Source organism: Pseudomonas sp. 11/12A, from assembly GCF_000800055.1.
GTDB lineage: Bacteria > Pseudomonadota > Gammaproteobacteria > Pseudomonadales > Pseudomonadaceae > Aquipseudomonas > Aquipseudomonas mohnii.
Genome location: NZ_JUGV01000001.1, coordinates 2,795,439 through 2,812,924, shown reverse-complemented (window position 1 = coordinate 2,812,924; position 17,486 = coordinate 2,795,439). Strand labels below are relative to the sequence as shown.

The following is a 17,486-nucleotide window of genomic DNA, read 5'->3' as shown; positions in this document are numbered from 1 at the left end:
GAGTGAATACGATGACCCGACACGTTTTCAACAGTATCGAAGGCCACACCGAAGGCATGCCCGTACGCATGGTGATCGCCGGAGCCCCAGCCCTCAAAGGCCGGACCATGAGCGAGCGGCGCGAACACTTCATGGCCGATTTCGACTGGATTCGCCGTAGCCTGATGCTTGAACCGCGCGGTCACTCGCACATGTCGGGCACGATTTTCTACCCGCCGTTGCGCGCCGACAGCGACTTCAGCCTGCTGTTCATCGAGACTTCCGGCTGTTTGCCCATGTGCGGGCATGCCACGCTGGGCTCGATTACCTTTGCCCTGGAGGCCGGTCTGATCGAGCCGAAAGTCCCGGGCACCGTGGTGGTGGATGTGCCGGCGGGGCAGATCCATGCGACTTATGTACGCGACGGCGACAAGGTCAGCGCGGTGCGTTTCACCAACGTTCCATCGTTCTTGCTGCACCGTGATCTGCTTCTCGACTTCCCGCCCTTGGGGTTGCTGAAGGTCGACATCGCCTATGGCGGCAACTTCTACCCGATTGTCGAGGTGCAAGCCAATTTCCCGGGCTGCGAACATTTCAGCCCGCAGCAACTGCTGGAATGGGGCCGGGAGATGCAGGATCTGGTCAACCGGACGGTTGACGTGGTTCACCCGGAAAACCCGGCCATCAGGGGCGTCAAGCACTGTATGTGGACCGGCGCGCCGTTGTCCGCACAATCCCAGGGCCGGGCCGTGGTGATTGCCGGGGCGAGCCTGATCGATCGTTCGCCGTGCGGCACCGGCAGTTCGGCCCGGGTCGCCCAGCGCTTTGCCCGTGGCTGGCTGGCTGAAGAGGGTGCCTATCGCCATGAAAGCCTGATCGGCAGTTTTTTCGTCGGCCGCGTGGCCCAGACCCTGCAATTGGAAGACGGCAGTGCCGCGATTCGCCCCAGTATTGAAGGAAGGGCATGGATCACCGGGCGTGCCGAGTTTATTGTCGACGACACCCAACCCTGGTGGGACGGCTTCAGTCTGGAAGATTATGCCGCTCCAGCCTCTGCTCAAGAGACTTCCCTATGACACCTGCACAGCCCGTTGCACAAGCACCCTTTCCCGCAGAGAAGGCTGTGGTGGTCGGCGGTGGCATCGTCGGCGTCTGTTGTGCCCTGTACCTGCAACGCGAAGGCTATGCCGTGACGCTGATCGACCCGGCCGCGGCGGGCGACAGCACCGCCAAATGGAGTTGCGGGCAAATGGCGGTCAGCGAAGTGATTCCGCTGTCCAAGCCCGGCATCCTGAAAAAAATCCCCGGCTGGCTGCTCGACCAGAAGGGACCGCTGGCGCTCAGGCCCGGCGCCTTGCCCGGCATCTTGCCGTGGTTCCTGCGGTTTCTGGCCTGTGCCCGGCATTCGAAGATTGTCGAGATCGCCGAAGACATGGCGACCCTGACCCACCAGGTCTACGAGGACTATGCGCCCTTGTTGGCGGCTTGCCCGGACAAGACCCTGATGGGGCAGCGGCCGATCATCGAGGTGTTCGATACCCCGGCAGGCCTGGAACACGAACGTGAGCATCTGGCGTTGCGCCAGGCACTGGGTTTCAAATCCGAAGTGCTGGACGCGGCGGCCATCTCGGACCTCGAACCGTCGTTGGCCGGCAAGTTCAGCCATGGCCTGCTGTTTCCAGACTGGCGCGCGGTCAGCGATACCAAAGGTTTTATTGCCGCATTGACGCAAAGTTTTCTCGATCAGGGCGGCGCGCGCGTGCGTGGCCAGGTCAAGCGCATCGATGAGGTAGACGACCGTGCCAGCGGCGTCACCCTCGCCGATGGCCAACGCTACGCGGCTGATCAGGTGGTGATCGCCGCCGGCACGGGCTCGCGACAGTTTTTCGGGCAGCTCGGTGCGCAGGTTCCACTGGCCGGCATCGCCGGTTATCAGGTGTTGCTGCCCACCCCCGGCGTGGAGATTCGCCATTCGGTGATTTATGCCGATGGCGGGTTCTGCTTCAGCCCGATGTCCCGTGGTTTGCAGATTGGCGGCACCATCGAATTCGCCGGCCCGAACGCCGAGCCGAATTTCAAGCGCGCCGACATCATTCTCGAGAAAGCCCGAAAAATTCTTCCCCGGTTGCAACTGGACAACCTCGAATACGGCGTCGGCTATCGCCCGTTTCTGCCCGACACCAAACCGGTGATCGATCGCAGCAGCCGGCTGTCGAACGTGTTCCTGGCGTTCGGCCACGGCCAGCTCGGCCTGACGCTGGGTGCAACCACCGGACGACTCATCACTGACCTGGTTGTCGGGCGCAAACCCGCCCAGGACCTGACCCCTTTCAGCGCCCAGCGCTTTGCCCTTGTTGGAGGCCATGCATGAAATCCTTTGACCAGCTCTACATCGACGGCCAGTGGGTTCGCCCCAAAAATGGCGGCACCTTTGACACGATCGACCCGAGCGATGAGTCGGTGATCACCCAGGTCTCAGCGGCCACCGCAGAAGACATCGACCTGGCCGTCAGTGCCGCGCGCCGGGCATTTGATGAGGGTCCCTGGCCACAAATGACCGGGGCCGAGCGCGCGACGATTCTGCGGGCCATCGCCAACGGCATTCGCCAGCGCCAGGACGACCTGGCCGGACTTGAGGTGCGCGACAACGGCAAGCCGTTGCCCGAAGCCCAGTGGGACATTGCCGATACCGCAGGCTGCTTTGACTTTTATGCTGATCTGGCCGAAGGCCTAGACGGTCATCGTGAGCAGAACATTGCCCTGGCCGATGAACGCTTCACCTCCATTGCACGCAAGGAGCCAGTGGGCGTTGCCGGGGCGATCATTCCCTGGAACTTCCCGATGCTGATGGCCGCCTGGAAAGTCGCACCGGCACTGGCCGCTGGCTGCTGCATGGTGCTCAAGCCGTCGGAACTGACACCGCTGACCGCCCTGGAACTGGCGGACATCGCCCATCAGGCCGGTTTGCCTGCCGGTGTACTCAACGTGGTCACCGGCCTCGGCCCGGAGGCCGGCGCACCCCTGAGCGAGCACCCCGGTATCGACAAACTGGCCTTTACCGGCAGCGTGCCAACCGGAACGCGGATCATGCAGGCCGCCGCCCGCGACATCAAAAACATCAGCCTGGAACTGGGGGGCAAGTCGCCCTTCATCATCTTCGACGACAGCGATATCGAAGCCGCGGTCGAATGGATCATGTTCGGCATTTTCTGGAACCAGGGCCAGGTGTGCTCGGCGACTTCAAGGGTGCTGGTCCAGCGCGATCTGTATGAGCCGCTGCTCAAGCGGCTGGTGGAGCAGACCGAGCGCGTCAGTATCGGCCACGGCATGGACGAAGGCGTGCTGCTTGGCCCGTTGGTCAGTCGTGGTCAGTACGACAAGGTACTGGCGGCCATCGCCCGTGGCCGGGAGGAGGGCGCGACGCTGCTCACCGGCGGTACGCGTCCGGCCCATTGCGAAAAAGGCTACTTCCTGACCCCGGCTATTTTTGCCAACGTGCCGCAGGACAGCTGGATCTGGAAAGAAGAAATCTTCGGCCCGGTGGTGTGCGTGCGCCCCTTCGATGACGAAGCCGATGCCGTGCGCAGCGCCAACGACTCGCGCTTCGGCCTTGCCGCCGCCGTGATGTCCCGGGACAGTGCCCGTGCCGAACGTGTCGCCCGCCGACTGCGAGCGGGCATCGTCTGGGTCAATTGCTCCCAACCGACCTTCACCGAGGCCCCTTGGGGCGGCTACAAGCAAAGCGGTATCGGGCGCGAACTGGGCGAGTGGGGCTTGAACAATTACCTGGAAACCAAGCAGATCACCCGCTACGACAGCGAGCAGCCCTGGGGCTGGTACATCAAGTAAAGGATCCGGACATGCGCTGGAAAAAGACGCTGCAAATGGCTGACGTGCATTGTGAAGGCGAGATCGGCAAGGTCATCACCGGCGGAGTCATCGATATCCCCGGCAAGACCATGCTCGACAAGATGAACTACATCAACGAAGTCGACGACAGCCTGCGGCGCCTGGTGATTCTGGAGCCGCGCGGTTGCCTGCAGATGTCGGTGAACCTGCTATTGCCGCCGACCCGGCCCGAAGCCCAGGCCGGTTTTATCGTGCTACAGGCGGACAAGGCGCACCCCATGTCCGGCAGCAACTGCATTTGTGTGGTCACCGCCTTGCTGGAACTGGGGATGCTGGAGATGGTCGAGCCCGTGACCACGGTGGTGCTCGACACTCCGGCGGGCCTGGTGACCGCCCGTGCCCGGTGCGCGGACGGGCGCTGTCAGAGCGTTTCGCTGGATATGGTGCCGTCCTTTGTCGAGCAACTGGATGTGCCGATCGAGACCGCGGACTTTGGTGTGATCAAGGCCGACATTGCCTTCGGAGGTGTCTACTACGCGCTGGTGGACGTTGACCAGATCGGCCTCAGCATTGCCCCCGAGAATGCCCGTGAACTGGCCACTCAAGGCGTGCGCCTCAAAGGCTTGATCAATCAGCAGGTGAAGGTGAGCCACCCGTTGTTCAAGGCGCTCGACGAGGTGGCGTATGTGATGTTCCGCCACCGTGTGGACCGGCTCACCTACCAGACCTGTACCACGCTGCCTCCGGGGCGGGTCGACCGCTCGCCCTGTGGCACGGGCAGTTCGGCGAACCTGGCGACCTTGAGCGCACGCAACCTGGTCGAAGTGGGGGATGCACTCACCTCGCGCTCGACCATTGGCGGCGAGTTTCAGGTCGAGCTGCTGGGGCTGACGACTGTGGGCGGTAAACCGGCGGTGTTGCCCAGGGTCACCGGGCGGGCCTGGATCTATGGGCTGCACCAGATCGGCCTCGATCCCGACGACCCGTTGGCGGCCGGTTTTATGCTGAGTGATACCTGGGGTGAGGGTTTCTAACTATCCCCGGGCGAATGTTAAAGTTGCGGGCTGGCCGGATGACTGGCCTGCATTGTCGAGAGCATGACCCTATGAGCAAAGAAACGACTGAAGCGACCAGTGGTGCCAAACGCCATGGTGGTCGCTACATTTACGAAGAATTGCGCAAGCAGATCCTGACGCTGAAGCTCAAGCCGGGCGTGCCGCTGGACGAGGTTTCCCTGGCCGCCCAGTTCGGGCTGTCCCGCTCGCCGGTGCGTGATGCGCTTGCCCGTCTGATCAGCGAAGGCCTGGTCACCATCCTGCCGAACCGCACGCTGTTGGTGACTCCCTTCGAAATCGAAGAATTCCCCAACTACATTTCGGCCCTGGACCTGATTCAGCGTGCGGTGACCCGCCTGGCGGCCCTGCACCGTACCGATGAAGACCTGGTGCGTATCCGCGCCGCCGACGCGGCCTACCTGGATGCCGTCAGTGCCGGGGACTTCCAGGCGATGTCCGAAACCAACAAGGCATTGCACATGGCGATTGCCGAGGCCGGGAAGAACCCGTATTTCATCAGTTACTACGAGAAGCTGTTGGGCGAAGGTCAGCGCCTGTTGCACCTGCACTTCGACTACATCGTCAGTACGGCTAGCGCCCCCATTGGCCGCGACCACGATGAAATCGTCGATGCCATACAGGCGCGTAATGCTGACGAAGCAGAAAAGGCCGCGCACGAGCATACGATGCTGTTCCAGCGACGCTTCCTGGCGTACCTGCAACAGAACCTGACCGCGAAGATGTCGGTGGGTTGAGATCTACTGGAAGGGCGCGTTATTTGATCTGCACAATGACCGGACCTTCCGTCACGATCGGCGGGTTCGCGCGGATATTCGAGGCGTTTTTCTGAATCCAGTCACGCGCGACTTTCAAGCTTGCATCGGTGCTGGCCTTGTCCGTGCAGACGGTCACCGCGGTACCGCCATCGCCGGTATTGAGCAGGGTGTAGCTGACGAGGCCAGGCACTGTCCGAAGGGTCGCTTCGACGTCGGCGCTACGCTCTTCCAAAAGCTCGAAAAGCTGCTTTGCTCCAGTCCCCAAGTAGGTTCTTATCACCGCGTACATAGTGGTCTCCCGGGGCTACTGCCTTGACGCCAATCCAGATCCGCTCGTAGCCGCTATCACTCAAGATTGAGTTCGTCCTGATGTATTCAGCTTAGCCAAACGCCGGCGACGAGCGAAATGCGACGACCATCGGCCAGTCTTGAGCCCTTGCGGACGGTCAGGGTGCCTTCGCACTAGCGCCGATAGTAACGGTGATCGTCCTCGTAACGGTGCTGCATGGCCCGATCCTCGTTACGCTCCCAATCACGACGGCGTTCAGCTTCCCGGCGGGCTTGCTCTCTGCGCCAATTTTCTCTGCGCCACTCGTCTCGGCGCCAATCGTCTCTACGATCGTGCCAACGGTCGTCATGCCAGTCTCGGTCGTCATGGGCAAGCAACGGCCCTGGCTGCTTGCCGGCCATACTGGCCAAGGTCGGCCAAGGGGTGTCGGCGGCCTGGACAGGCGCCTTAACGGCTGCGACTTCAGGTGCGAAAACAGGGGTAGAGGTCTTCATCTGTGTGGCGGATGCCGAGCCCATTGCCGCGAACGCGAACAGACCGAAGAGCACCTTCCGTGGGACATGGAATTTCATGAACGAAGACAACCTCTGATTGGCCATTGGACATATGGCCATCCGGCTGCGGTAAGCCAGCAGGGGGCGTGCTTACCGAGTGGATGTGCCTATCCACATAGACCGATAAACAGGGAAAAGTTCTAGGGAGCCGTTGCTGAAATAGCCAAAGGTCTCAGACGTGGGGTGGTAAGAATAGTAGCGGTTGCGATGGCCGTTGCAGCAGGAACTTCAGGGTATTGGCCAGGCCAATCGCAACCAGAGATTGATGCCACATCTACCGTTTGTCGTAGAAACGAAAAATAATCTTTGACATATCTGGGGTGTTGGTTGAGTATTAATCCATCGCATCCGATCTAATCGATAGCGATACGAAGCCCACGACTTGCCGTTTGGAGATTCAGCCATGATCACCGGAAGCAGCTACACAATGTCCTTCTCTACCGGTCGTGCTTTTCATGGCCACAACGGCAACAACTGGATCACAGCAGCGGGCAACTGATACACGTCGCCTATTTTTAGCTTCATAAATAACGCATGCGATATTATCGCGCGCAATTATTAAATACTGAGGAAACACCCATGAGCAAGATTGAAAAAGTACTGGCGACTGGCAAAACACACACCACCTTCAGCGGTGCCGACACGACCTTGCGCGGCCATAACGGCAACCTCGATATCGAACTGTCATCACCCGGTTCGGCCCAGCCAGCCCATGTATTCGCCGCCATCCAGCCGCACCCGAAAGCCGAGCAATTGTTCGCCGGAGCCTGGTCGGCCTGTTACACCGCAGCGGTCGGCCTAGTGGCCCAGGAACGCAACATCGTGTTGCCGGCGGATATGGCTGTCGACATCGAAGTGGACCTGGGCCAGACGGGTCCGGCCTACTTCCTCCAAGCTCGACTGACCCTGCGCGTGCCGGGTCTGGCACACGATGTCGCCACCGAACTGGCACACATCGCCGACTCTATCTGCCCGTACTCCAAAGCCACACGCGGCAATATCGACGTAACCCTGAACGTAATGACGGCGTGACGTCTGGATGTATGATTAAAATCGCATGCGATAAAAGCGTGTACGACTACTGAAGCTAGTAAATCTGAGGGAATCATCATGAGCAAGATTGAAAAAGTACTGGTCACCGGCAAAACCCATACTACCCACAACAGCGCGGGCTACACATCGCGCGGTCATAACGGTAGCCTCGACATCACGCTATCTTCGCCGGGAAGTGCCAGGCCGGAACACGAATTCACTGCTGTCCAGCCGCACCCGAAAGCCGAGCAATTGTTCGCCGGGGCCTGGTCGGCCTGCTACATCGCAGCGGTGGGGTTGGCTGCCCAGCAGATGAAGGTGACACTGCCGACCGACACGGCCGTCGACATCGAGGTTGATCTGGGCCAGACCGGGCCAGCCTACTTCCTCCAGGCCCGACTGACCCTGCGGGTGCCAGGTCTGGATCACGGTGTCGCGACTGACCTGGCCCATAACGCCGATCAAATCTGCCCGTACTCCAAGGCGACACGCGGCAATATTGATGTCGCTATCAACGTTCTCACCGCATAACGCAACGCACCTCCAGCTCGCCAGGGGCATCCCTGGCGAGTCGGTGTCGACGTTCCCGGATTCGAAGGACAGGTGTGACGATTGACAAAGGTGTGAGCACTTCCGATACCATCGCATGCGATGTATAGTTTGTCGTTGCGATCCATCCGTCTTTGGCCACAGAGAATGCTCATGAAATCCACTGAAAAGACATCTGCACTGGACCTGAAGCTTTCCGACTTCCTGTGCTTTGCGGTCTATTCTGCAAACCTGGCCTTCGGCAAGGCTTACAAGCCTATGCTCGAACGGCTCGGCCTGACCTATACGCAGTACATCACCCTCGTTGCGCTGTGGGAGGAAGACAACCAGACTGTTGGCAGCCTTGGCGAAAAGCTATTCCTTGAATCCAATACCCTCACTCCGATCCTGAAGAAGTTGGAAGCGATGGGCTATTTGTTGCGTCAGCGTGACCCGGAAGACGAGCGGCAAGTGAGGATCAGCCTGACAAAAGAGGGGCGAAAACTACGTGAAGGTCTGTCGGAAGAAAGTTTTCCGCAAACCGGTCTTGATCCAGACGACTTTGTGCAAATGCAGAAGGCAATCGTGAAATTGCGGGGCAATCTTATCCGTACGACGAAAGACAGGGACTAAGTCGTTTCGAGTAAAAAATCGAGAGTTGCCTCAGATTTTCGAGGCGCATCCCACAGGCTGCTTCTGACTGTGTGTTGACACTTATCTCAATCAACCAAGTGCACCCGCGCGGTTGATCAAGATCGAAACAATCATTCCCGCCAATCCCACCAGACAGCCGACGCCGACAGCGTAGGCAATCGTGCGCCACGGTTGCCAATGCGCCAGATACGTCAGGGTGTGCAGCACGCGCGCGGCGGTGAAGAGGCAAAACAGCCAGGCAGTGAGCCCGGCGGGTGTATCGAGCGCTAGCGAGAGTGCACCCAATGCGAAAAACAGGGGAATATTCTCGAGATCATTCAGCCATGCCTGTTGGCCTCTGATGACTTGGGGGAGTTCCTCTGCACTGGAGGTCCGGCCGACGAGCCTCGCATCTTCAGGGTTTTTGAACGTCAAACGACTGATTCGATAGAACCCTTGATAGCAGGAAATGGCGAGCATCTTGAAAAACAGGACAACCACACACAGCGCATAGGTCGATAAAACCGTGCTCATTTTCACTCCTTAAAAACGATCAAATCCTTCCATGGTTCCAGTCTTTCCAGGTTGTTGTGAAAACCTTGAGAAATCTGGATCGCGCACAAGCCGACTAAAAGTACAGGTACTTTGTTTCGCGCGATACTGAATTGAATGGCTCACATCGTTGGCTTCGAGAAGTCGCCATGGGCCAATCGCTTTACCCTGCGTCGGGGGAGGGGCTCTAGCTGCACAGATGGCCTCCCCAGAGGGGAGGCCGTTTCTACACGGTGCCTGCGTCGTCAGAAGTCGAAGAACACGGTTTCCGCTTCACCTTGAACGTGAATATCGAACCGGTAGGCCAGCTTCCCGTCAACCGTGCAGCGCCTGGCAATCAGCGATTCGCGCCGCTGGGGTTGTTCGATCAGATTCAGCACCGGGTCCACGGCATTCGCCTGGGGTTCGTCGTCGAAGTACAGCCGGGTCTGCAAGTGGATGTTGATACCCCGGGCAAACAGCGACACGTTGATGTGCGAGGCCATGGCAACGCCCGCGGCGTTTTTCACCACGCCGGGTTTCACGGTGTTGATCGTCCATTCACCGACATCGGTCGTGGCGGTACGGCCAAAACAGTTGAACGGTTTTTCCAGGTCGTAAGCACTGTCATAGACGCCATCGTGATTGGCCTGCCAGAACTCCAGGAACGCGTCACGAATCAGGTGGCCGTTACCGTCATAGACATGGCCCAGCAGTAAAATGTGCTCACCTGGCGCGCCAGGCTTGGCCATGTCGTTCCAGATTTCCTGTTCGCGCGGCGCATTGCCGGCAGCCTCCAGGGCCAGGCCGATGTGCACATAGGGGCCGGCCGTTTGCGACGGGGTTTCAGGCAGAAGTTGAACGGGCATACGCGGGCCTCCTCAGCGGTTTTCGAAGTGGGTCTTGCGCTGGCCGCGCAGGACGATATCAAAACGATAAGCCAGGCAATCCATTGGATTGGCCATGCTCATGTCCAGTCTGGCGATCAAGCTCTGCACCGCTTCATGATTCGAGATCGATTTGACGATCGGGCACATGGGGATCAGCGGATCACCTTCGAAATACAGCTGGGTAATCAACCGCGTCGCAATGGACGGGCCGCTGATGGAGACATGGATATGGGCTGGCCGCCAGTCGTTGGGGCCGTTGCGCCAAGGGTAGGGACCGGGCTTGACGGTACGGAAGCTGTAGTTGCCATCGCGGTCGGTCAGCGCACGGCCGACACCGCCGAAATTCGGGTCGAGCGGGGCCAGGTAGCTGTCCTTCTTGTGCCGGTAACGGCCACCGGCATTGGCTTGCCACATTTCCACCAGGGTATGGGGAATCGGCTTGCCGTGCTGATCACACACGCGACCGGCGACAATGATGCGTTCGCCAATGGGCAGGCCACCGTGATTGAAGTTCAACAGCAGATCGTTATCGTGCTGACCCATCTTCAAATGGGAAAAGTCCGGACCGCTGGTTTCCGACAGGGATTGGGGAATGCTCACCAATGCCTGGCGCGGGGAGCGCAGGATCGACGTCTTGTAGTCGGGGGTCAGGGCCTTTGGATGCCAGTTACGGTCACGAATGACGAAGCGGCTGTCGTGCGCATCAGACATGTCGTTTTTCCTGTTGTTATGGTTGGACGGAGGCGGGCACTGCGTGGGCAGTGACTCGTGACCGCAGTTTCCTCCTGTGCGACCTGATGCAAAATTGAAAAAAACGACTCTATCCATATCCAAATGGTTATGGATATTGTCCTTCGCGATATTCCTGGCCGATCTCGCGCAGGGCTTCCACGCACCACTGCGCCGCTGGTGTCACGGGTAACGCAGGATTGGTGCACAGCCCCACCGAACCGCCCGGTTCGCGCATCCCCAGATCCAGCTCCACCAACTCACCTTGCCTCAAGTCCTGCCTGACCGCGTCATGGGGCGCCACCCAGATCGCCTGACTGCATTGCACGTAGCGCCGACTCAGGGCGACCGACAGGGTTTCCAGGCGTTGGCGCGACGGCGTTATCCCGTGCTGCACAAACAGGCTGTCGGCGAATTTGCGGATTGTCGTCCCCGCCGACGGCAAGACCAGCGGGTAGTCTTCGAGATTTTTATGCCCCTGTGGAGCGGTGAGCGCCGGGTGACCGGCACGCACCACCAGGGTCATTGACTCGCTGTAGAGATGCTCGAACGTCAGTCCGGAAATCAACGGGCTATCGGTCATTCGACCCACCACCAGATCGAGTTCGCCGACCCGCAATTGCGAGAGCAAATAGGCGCTAGGCCCGGTCATGACGCTGACCACCAAGGCAGGGTGCCGGTCATGCAGACGGCAGACCACTTCAGGAACCAGCAAGCTTTCGACGGTGGACAGCACGCCGAGCTGCACGGTAATCGGCTCATGCACACCGGAACGCAGACTGTTGACCCCCTCGCGCAGCGATTGCACGCTCGGCCCGGCGTAGCGCAGAAAGGCCGCACCGGCCTCGGTCAGCGTCGAGCCCTTTTTGCCCCGCTCGAACAGGGTGGCCTCCAGCAGGGTTTCCAGTTCCTTGAGGGTTTTGGAAAGCGCCGGCTGACTGATCGCCAGCTTGTCGGCAGCACGTGCCAGGCTGCCCTGGCGCGCCACTTCGAGAAAACACACCAGATGACGGAATTTGATTCGGGTATCGATGTTCAATCAGGTGTTCTGCCTTGGTGGTGTGGCAAGCATTCTTGCGGGTGCCTGCTGCTGATAATGGGGCGGTTAGCGGGCGGCGTGGCCGACCTGGAAAGCGGCTCGAACCGCGATCAGACGAAGCTTATTGCAAAATGAATCGCTTGAACCAACGGTACGACAATCAAGCGTGAGTTACGGCCGACCGCGTCACACCTCTTCTCCCGGCGAAAACATCGGCAAGCGTTGCAGCATCCAGTTGAGCAACTCTTGGGCGGGGGCGGCGAGGGGGCGGCCGGATTTGACCAACAGTTTCGCCTCGACGCCGAGAAAAATCGGGTGGTCGATGGGGACGGCCGCCAGGCTGCCCTTGGCGATTTCCCGATAGGCCGCGAATTCTCCCAGCAACGAAGCGAAATCCCCGGCGGCGATCAGGCGTTTGAGGGCTGCAAGGGAGTTGCTGACCAGCGCCGGGCGGATCTCGATTTTCTCCGCGTACTCGAGCATTTTTATCGCATGACCGATGCCGAACGTGGTGGGCGTCAAGACCAGCTGGCAGGCGAGCAGGTCTTCGACGGTGGCCGCACGACCGTTCAAGGCCAGTGGATGATCCGGGCGTACCAGCAACATGACGGGCTGTGATGAGGTTGCACGAAAATCGATCTGCGCGTGCAGCGGCGGATTATAGGCAAGGCCGATGTGCGCGCGGTTTTCTGCCACTTCGTTCATCACGTCATCGACGGGAAGTATGTCCAGCGTGACATCCAGCTTCGGGTACTGCTTGCAGAAGGGCGCGAGCACGTTGTCGACCAGGGCATCGACATAACCCTCACTGATCACCACCCGCACATGGCCTTGTTGCAGGCCCTTGAGTGCTTGTAACTGGTCTTCAAGCTTTTCCTGGTGAGACCGGTATCCGCGCCAGAACTCCAGCAGATGCGCGGCGGCCTCGGTCGGCTGAACACCGCGCGCCTGCCGTTCGAAAAGCCTCGCCCCTAACTCCTCCTCCAGCAACTTGATCTGGCGGGTGATCACGGAGGGGGACGTATTGATGCTGTCTGCCGCACCTCGAATCGAACCGTGGACCAGCACCTCATGAAAATAGCGAAGCCGTTGTTGATTGATCTCGCGCATGTCGGGCATCCCTGAAAGCTGCGTTGCCTATAGAGCAACGGTACGCGAACTTAGTTGCTCTTGCTGGGTTTTTGTCGTCGGGGCACCATCCTTTGGCACCACCACCGGCCAACAAGAACAAATCGGAGACCCCTAATGTCAGCCTTTGCACCGGCAAGAAGGGGCGCCCTGAATGCCCTTTACCGCAAGCTCAATGGGCGGCTGCTGCCGCTGTTGTTCATTTGCTATGTGTTCGCCTATCTGGACCGCATCAATGTCGGCTTCGCCAAGCTGCAGATGCAAAGTGATCTCGGACTTTCCGACGCGGCTTATGGCGCAGGGGCAGGGATATTTTTCCTGGGGTATGTGTTGTTTGAACTGCCAAGCAACCTGATGCTTCCCCGGGTGGGTGCGCGCAAGACGTTCAGTCGCATTCTGGTGTTATGGGGCATCACCTCGGCCTGCATGCTCTTCGTCCGCGACGTGCCGACGTTCTACCTGATGCGTTTTCTGCTGGGTGTATTCGAAGCCGGTTTCGCGCCGGGGATGATCTATTACCTGTCTTGCTGGTACGGTCCGACACGCATGGCCCGGGCCATTGCCATCGTGTTCATTGCCGGGCCCATCGGCGGCATTGTCGGTGGTCCGCTTTCCGCCTGGCTGATGACCACGCTTTCCGGCATCGGCGGTATGGCCGGGTGGCAGTGGATGTTTCTGATAGAAGGCCTTCCGTGCGTGTTGCTCGGTATCCTGACCTTCTTTGTCCTGTCCAATCGGCCCTCGGACGCCCATTGGCTGAGTGCTGAAGAAAAGACACTGCTGGAGGCAGAGGTGGGTACATCAGCGGGACAAACCCATTCGTTCAGGGCCGTATTGCGCGACCCGAAAACTTACGTCCTGGCATCGGCTTACTTCTGCATCATCTTCTCGATCTACGCCATGAGTTTCTGGCTGCCGGCCATCCTCAGGGCCCAGGGTGTCGAGGACACCCTGCGGTTGGGTTGGTATTGCGCTATTCCTTATGTCGGGGCTGCAATCGGCATGTATCTGATAGGGCGCCGCTCGGATCGCATCGGCGAAAGGCGTTACCACTGTGCAGTGCCGGCGGGCATCGGGGCGGTTCTGCTCCTGGCGTTTCCGTTGGCAGAAGGGCACCTGATGGTATCGCTGGGGCTGCTGACCGGGGCCACCACCACGATTTTCATGGCTTATACCGTGTTTTGGGCCATGCCCTCCGAACACATCAAGGGCGAAGCCGCGGCGGGCGGCATCGCCTTCATCAACACCATCGGCCTGTGCGGTGGCTTCTGGGGGCCCGCGGTCATTGGTTGGGCCAAAACGGCCACCGGCAGTATGAACCTGGGCATCGTTGCCGTTGGCTGCGCGTCACTTTGCGCGGCAATGGTCATCACGCGCAGCCGGTCGCTATCGGGTGAACGCTCTGCACCTCAATACAGCGCTGTGTGATCAGATACCGGCAACTTCAACTGAATCGTCATGTTCCGCAAGGAACCTTGCAATGGAGACAACCTGAATGCTTTTACACCTGTCGACCTGGGCCGAAATCGGCGAATTCCTGCAACGCAGTCGTACCATCATTGTTCCGATCGGTTCGAATGAACAACACGGCCCCACCGGCCTTTTGGGTACCGACTGGATGTGTCCGGAAATCATTGCTCACGAAGCCCAGAAATCAGCGGACATACTGATTGCTCCTACCTTCAACATTGGCATGGCCCAACACCACCTGGGTTTCCCAGGCACCATTTCACTGCGTCCATCAACCTTCATCGCCGCCATTGGCGATTGGGTGCGGTCGCTGTCCGCGCACGGGTTCGAAAAAATCCTCTTCCTCAATGGCCACGGCGGCAATGTCGCCTCGATTGAAGCGGCATTTTCCGAACTCTACGCCGAGGCGAGCTTCGCACGACGTCCGGCAGGGTTTGCGCTGAAGCTGTGCAACTGGTGGGACCTCGAAGGCGTTGGCGAGCTGGCGCGGGAGCAGTTTCCAACGGGCCATGGCGTGCATGCCACCCCGTCGGAAATTGCCGTGACTCAATGGGCGTACCCGGACTCGATCAAATCGGCCGAGTATTCGCCGCAGATCGCCGCGTGGGGCCCCATCCGCGAAGCGCAAGACTTCCGCGCGCGCCATCCGGATGGTCGCATGGGCTCGGACCCGGCCCAGGCAACACCGGAAAAAGGTCGTGCGCTGGTGATGAGGGCAGCCAAGGGCCTGGTGCAGGAACTGGACGCCTTCAGCCGGGAGTCGACCCCCGGCGGCAATCGCTGAGGCCCGTCATCGAGGCCAGCTGATGGGGACTCATTGGCTGGTCAAACGAGTTTGTGGTTTCACTTGCTCAACGTCAGCAAGTCGACCAGCAACCCAGCAAGCATTTTCTGAGTGATTGAAAGTTGTTGCGGACCGAGGGTTCGATAGCACTCGCCCATCGGCACTTAAATTATTGTATGCAACCGGGAGATTGTTATTGGCCGGTTGTTGTCCGTCTCGAAGGGCAGTAATCGATCCAAAGTAGTCAACTAAATCGCGCCAGATCTTTGGCATTCTTTTGTCCTGGTTTGGGATAGATGCAATGCTCAGGAATAGAGGCAAAGTGCGTGACGGAGTTGGGCTGTCATGGGCCAGGATTGCGAATATGTAACATGTCTTTTTTTTCATGTTCAGCAGCCGCGTTGAGGCGCCGTCTACACTCAGACCTTATCGGACACATCTACCACAAATGGAAAAATTACCAGGATGGTTATCGGGTCCTGCCATCGCGCACACATTCCGAGAGCCTTTCAATGAAACTGAATTACGCTCTGCTCAGGGACAATAACAATGCGGATTTGCTGCGCCTCGTCGCTGCATGTGCGGTCATCTGGGGGCATGCTTACGCTCTTGTTCCAGGGGCCGTGACGACAGAGCCTATCGGGCGTTTGCTTGGATTTGACTATTCCGGATCGCTGGCCGTTGAATTCTTCTTTTTCTTAAGCGGTATTCTTGTAACGAATAGCTGGATAAACAATAGTTCACCGCTTGATTTTATACTGGCAAGGTTTTTTCGGGTGTTCCCAGCCATCCTGGTGAGTGCGGCCGCTTGCGTCTTACTGCTTGGACCGATGCTCACCACACTGCCGTTGAATAGTTATTTTGCTGACAGTGCCATTTTCTCAGAAATATTTCGGCACCCCTATATCCAATACTCATTGCCTGGTGTATTTGAAAATAGCAACTTCCCGCTGACCAACGGATCAATTTGGACGATCCGATATGAGCTTATTATGTACGCCATGTTGCTGGCAGCAGGGCTCTGTGGGGTATTCCGCCATAGGCTCTTCGCGACGGTGGTTCTCATCGCAATTCTTGTCACTTCAATGTTTTTCCCGGAAGACATTCAACTGATTGGTCTGATGAACATAGACATTGGTGGGCGCCTCCCGGCCTTTTTTGCTTTTGGTGCTCTCCTTGCGCTTTATAAGGACCAGGCAAGTATCAATATCCGTGTGGTTTCCGGCTTAATCCTCTTTGCTTGGATATTTCGGCATGGCTCGGCGTTCCAGTTTGTGTTTTATCCGGCATTTTTGATGACTGCGCTTTGGCTGATGACCACCGGCCCAATCAAGGCATTGCGGCTTCCAGGCGACTTTTCGTATGGTGTGTATGTCTTCGGATGGCCAATACAAAAGGTTATAGCCGCCGAATTCCCGAATTTCAGCATTCATGCAAATCAGGCTGTTACGATCGCCGTTTCTCTAGCGTTGGCCAGTATTTCCTGGTTCGTAATTGAAAAACCCTGTATCCGATTTGGACGCCAGTTAGGTCGGTATTTTGCAGCGTATAACAGCAGTCGCGAAGCCAATTCAGAGGCGACGCTAGCGACTGAACGTAGGCCCAGCGAATAACGACTGGCATGTGAGTTGTCACTGTGCCAAGGGAGGGATTATGTTTCCTTCAGGGAGCATTCTCTGGGCGGACTGCTCGGGTGGATGCCCGCTCCTGGCCGATATCAGCCTGTCGCCATGGACCGCGTTCGACCCACAGCACCCGCCCACGACTGTCCTTTATCGGCCAGAACCGGATGCTCACGAGTGTCTGCTTAATTAGATTTACATAGTGATGTTTTGAGAAGACACATCTAACGATGCGCCTCCTTAAAACTAAAAACCTACGGTATGACAACAGAGCCTGTTTGTTGCTGAAGGGGTTGTAGTAGTTGCACGATAGGTTGAGAGGTCACTCCAGATATTTCTGACTTTTCTACCATGACATCGGTGACACCATTAGCCTCCACCAATTTTTTTATGGCGTGAGAGAGCATTGCGTAGCCTTCTGGATCACAATAAAAAACCCCAAGGCGATCGGCCAAATGTTTCCACACATCCGCTTCATGCAACGTGCTGGCAACCACATGAACGAAACTAATATGCCAATGATATAGGAAGCTAATTTTAAAATTATTAAGATCCGGCATGGCTTCACCTTGAGGGGACTCGTGATAACTCCAAAGTT

At 58.4% G+C, this 17,486-nt stretch carries 19 protein-coding genes; 11 read left to right on the top strand and 8 right to left on the bottom strand.

What is annotated here, in order from left to right:
• Positions 1 to 11: 11 nt before the first annotated feature.
• The 5 genes from GQ39_RS12925 (at position 12) to GQ39_RS12905 (ending at position 5,638) form a co-directional block, all read left to right on the top strand.
• Positions 12 to 1,055 carry a 4-hydroxyproline epimerase gene (locus GQ39_RS12925; RefSeq protein ID WP_047530340.1) on the top strand — a complete coding sequence of 348 codons (1,044 nt, stop codon included), beginning with the start codon at positions 12 to 14 and terminating at the stop codon, positions 1,053 to 1,055.
• Complete coding sequence (locus GQ39_RS12920) at positions 1,052 to 2,350, top strand: NAD(P)/FAD-dependent oxidoreductase (RefSeq protein ID WP_052193581.1); 1,299 nt, start codon at positions 1,052 to 1,054, stop codon at positions 2,348 to 2,350. Before GQ39_RS12925 ends, GQ39_RS12920 begins: the two co-directional genes overlap by 4 nt.
• A complete protein-coding gene (locus tag GQ39_RS12915) occupies positions 2,347 to 3,828 on the top strand; it encodes an aldehyde dehydrogenase family protein (RefSeq protein ID WP_047530338.1) in 1,482 nt (493 codons plus the stop codon). The genes GQ39_RS12920 and GQ39_RS12915 overlap by 4 nt, the downstream gene beginning before the upstream one ends.
• Positions 3,829 to 3,839: 11 nt before the next feature.
• Positions 3,840 to 4,862: a proline racemase family protein gene (locus tag GQ39_RS12910; RefSeq protein WP_047530336.1), complete on the top strand. Its 1,023-nt coding sequence runs from the start codon at positions 3,840 to 3,842 to the stop codon at positions 4,860 to 4,862.
• Between the two features lie 71 nt (positions 4,863 to 4,933).
• The gene (locus GQ39_RS12905; RefSeq protein ID WP_052193580.1) at positions 4,934 to 5,638 is read left to right on the top strand and encodes a GntR family transcriptional regulator; all 705 of its coding nucleotides are present in this window, start codon (positions 4,934 to 4,936) and stop codon (positions 5,636 to 5,638) included.
• 19 nt (positions 5,639 to 5,657) lie between these two features.
• Here GQ39_RS12905 and GQ39_RS12900 read toward each other — a convergent pair whose 3' ends face one another.
• Positions 5,658 to 5,948, bottom strand: coding sequence for a hypothetical protein (locus GQ39_RS12900; protein WP_047530334.1), 291 nt, complete (start codon positions 5,946 to 5,948; stop codon positions 5,658 to 5,660).
• Between the two features lie 173 nt (positions 5,949 to 6,121).
• Positions 6,122 to 6,520 carry a hypothetical protein gene (locus tag GQ39_RS12895; RefSeq protein WP_047538836.1) on the bottom strand — a complete coding sequence of 133 codons (399 nt, stop codon included), beginning with the start codon at positions 6,518 to 6,520 and terminating at the stop codon, positions 6,122 to 6,124.
• 561 nt (positions 6,521 to 7,081) lie between these two features.
• On the opposite strand from GQ39_RS12895, the gene GQ39_RS12890 reads away from it, so the two are divergent.
• The 3 genes from GQ39_RS12890 to GQ39_RS12880 all read left to right on the top strand — a co-directional run bounded on the left by GQ39_RS12890 (position 7,082) and on the right by GQ39_RS12880 (position 8,695).
• Entirely contained in the window at positions 7,082 to 7,534 is a 453-nt protein-coding gene (locus GQ39_RS12890; protein WP_047530332.1) for an Ohr family peroxiredoxin, read from the top strand.
• A 78-nt stretch (positions 7,535 to 7,612) separates the two neighbouring features.
• Positions 7,613 to 8,065 (top strand): Ohr family peroxiredoxin, encoded by a 453-nt coding sequence (locus tag GQ39_RS12885; protein ID WP_047530330.1) that lies wholly within the window; start codon positions 7,613 to 7,615, stop codon positions 8,063 to 8,065.
• Between the two features lie 171 nt (positions 8,066 to 8,236).
• Positions 8,237 to 8,695 carry a MarR family winged helix-turn-helix transcriptional regulator gene (locus GQ39_RS12880; protein WP_047530329.1) on the top strand — a complete coding sequence of 153 codons (459 nt, stop codon included), beginning with the start codon at positions 8,237 to 8,239 and terminating at the stop codon, positions 8,693 to 8,695.
• Between the two features lie 90 nt (positions 8,696 to 8,785).
• Here the strand turns inward: GQ39_RS12880 and GQ39_RS12875 are convergent, their stop codons facing one another.
• From GQ39_RS12875 to GQ39_RS12855, 5 genes are all read right to left on the bottom strand, one after another.
• On the bottom strand, positions 8,786 to 9,229 hold the full coding sequence (locus GQ39_RS12875; protein ID WP_047530327.1) for an MAPEG family protein: 444 nt from the start codon (positions 9,227 to 9,229) through the stop codon (positions 8,786 to 8,788).
• Between the two features lie 263 nt (positions 9,230 to 9,492).
• Positions 9,493 to 10,095, bottom strand: coding sequence for a protocatechuate 3,4-dioxygenase subunit alpha (gene pcaG, locus GQ39_RS12870; protein WP_047530326.1), 603 nt, complete (start codon positions 10,093 to 10,095; stop codon positions 9,493 to 9,495).
• Between the two features lie 12 nt (positions 10,096 to 10,107).
• Positions 10,108 to 10,827, bottom strand: a complete 720-nt coding sequence (gene pcaH / locus GQ39_RS12865) for a protocatechuate 3,4-dioxygenase subunit beta (RefSeq protein WP_047530324.1) — start codon at positions 10,825 to 10,827, stop codon at positions 10,108 to 10,110.
• A gap of 127 nt (positions 10,828 to 10,954) precedes the next feature.
• Entirely contained in the window at positions 10,955 to 11,884 is a 930-nt protein-coding gene (gene pcaQ, locus GQ39_RS12860; protein WP_047530322.1) for a pca operon transcription factor PcaQ, read from the bottom strand.
• Positions 11,885 to 12,070: 186 nt separating this feature from the next.
• The gene (locus GQ39_RS12855) at positions 12,071 to 12,994 is read right to left on the bottom strand and encodes a LysR family transcriptional regulator (protein ID WP_047530320.1); all 924 of its coding nucleotides are present in this window, start codon (positions 12,992 to 12,994) and stop codon (positions 12,071 to 12,073) included.
• A gap of 135 nt (positions 12,995 to 13,129) precedes the next feature.
• On the opposite strand from GQ39_RS12855, the gene GQ39_RS12850 reads away from it, so the two are divergent.
• From GQ39_RS12850 to GQ39_RS12840, 3 genes are all read left to right on the top strand, one after another.
• On the top strand, positions 13,130 to 14,440 hold the full coding sequence (locus GQ39_RS12850; protein ID WP_047530318.1) for an MFS transporter: 1,311 nt from the start codon (positions 13,130 to 13,132) through the stop codon (positions 14,438 to 14,440).
• Between the two features lie 67 nt (positions 14,441 to 14,507).
• Positions 14,508 to 15,266, top strand: coding sequence for a creatininase family protein (locus GQ39_RS12845; RefSeq protein ID WP_047530316.1), 759 nt, complete (start codon positions 14,508 to 14,510; stop codon positions 15,264 to 15,266).
• 512 nt (positions 15,267 to 15,778) lie between these two features.
• Positions 15,779 to 16,879: an acyltransferase family protein gene (locus tag GQ39_RS12840; RefSeq protein WP_052193578.1), complete on the top strand. Its 1,101-nt coding sequence runs from the start codon at positions 15,779 to 15,781 to the stop codon at positions 16,877 to 16,879.
• Between the two features lie 263 nt (positions 16,880 to 17,142).
• On the opposite strand, the gene GQ39_RS32435 is transcribed toward GQ39_RS12840, so the two are convergent.
• Positions 17,143 to 17,448, bottom strand: coding sequence for a hypothetical protein (locus GQ39_RS32435; protein ID WP_152613996.1), 306 nt, complete (start codon positions 17,446 to 17,448; stop codon positions 17,143 to 17,145).
• Between the last annotated feature and the right edge of the window lie 38 nt (positions 17,449 to 17,486).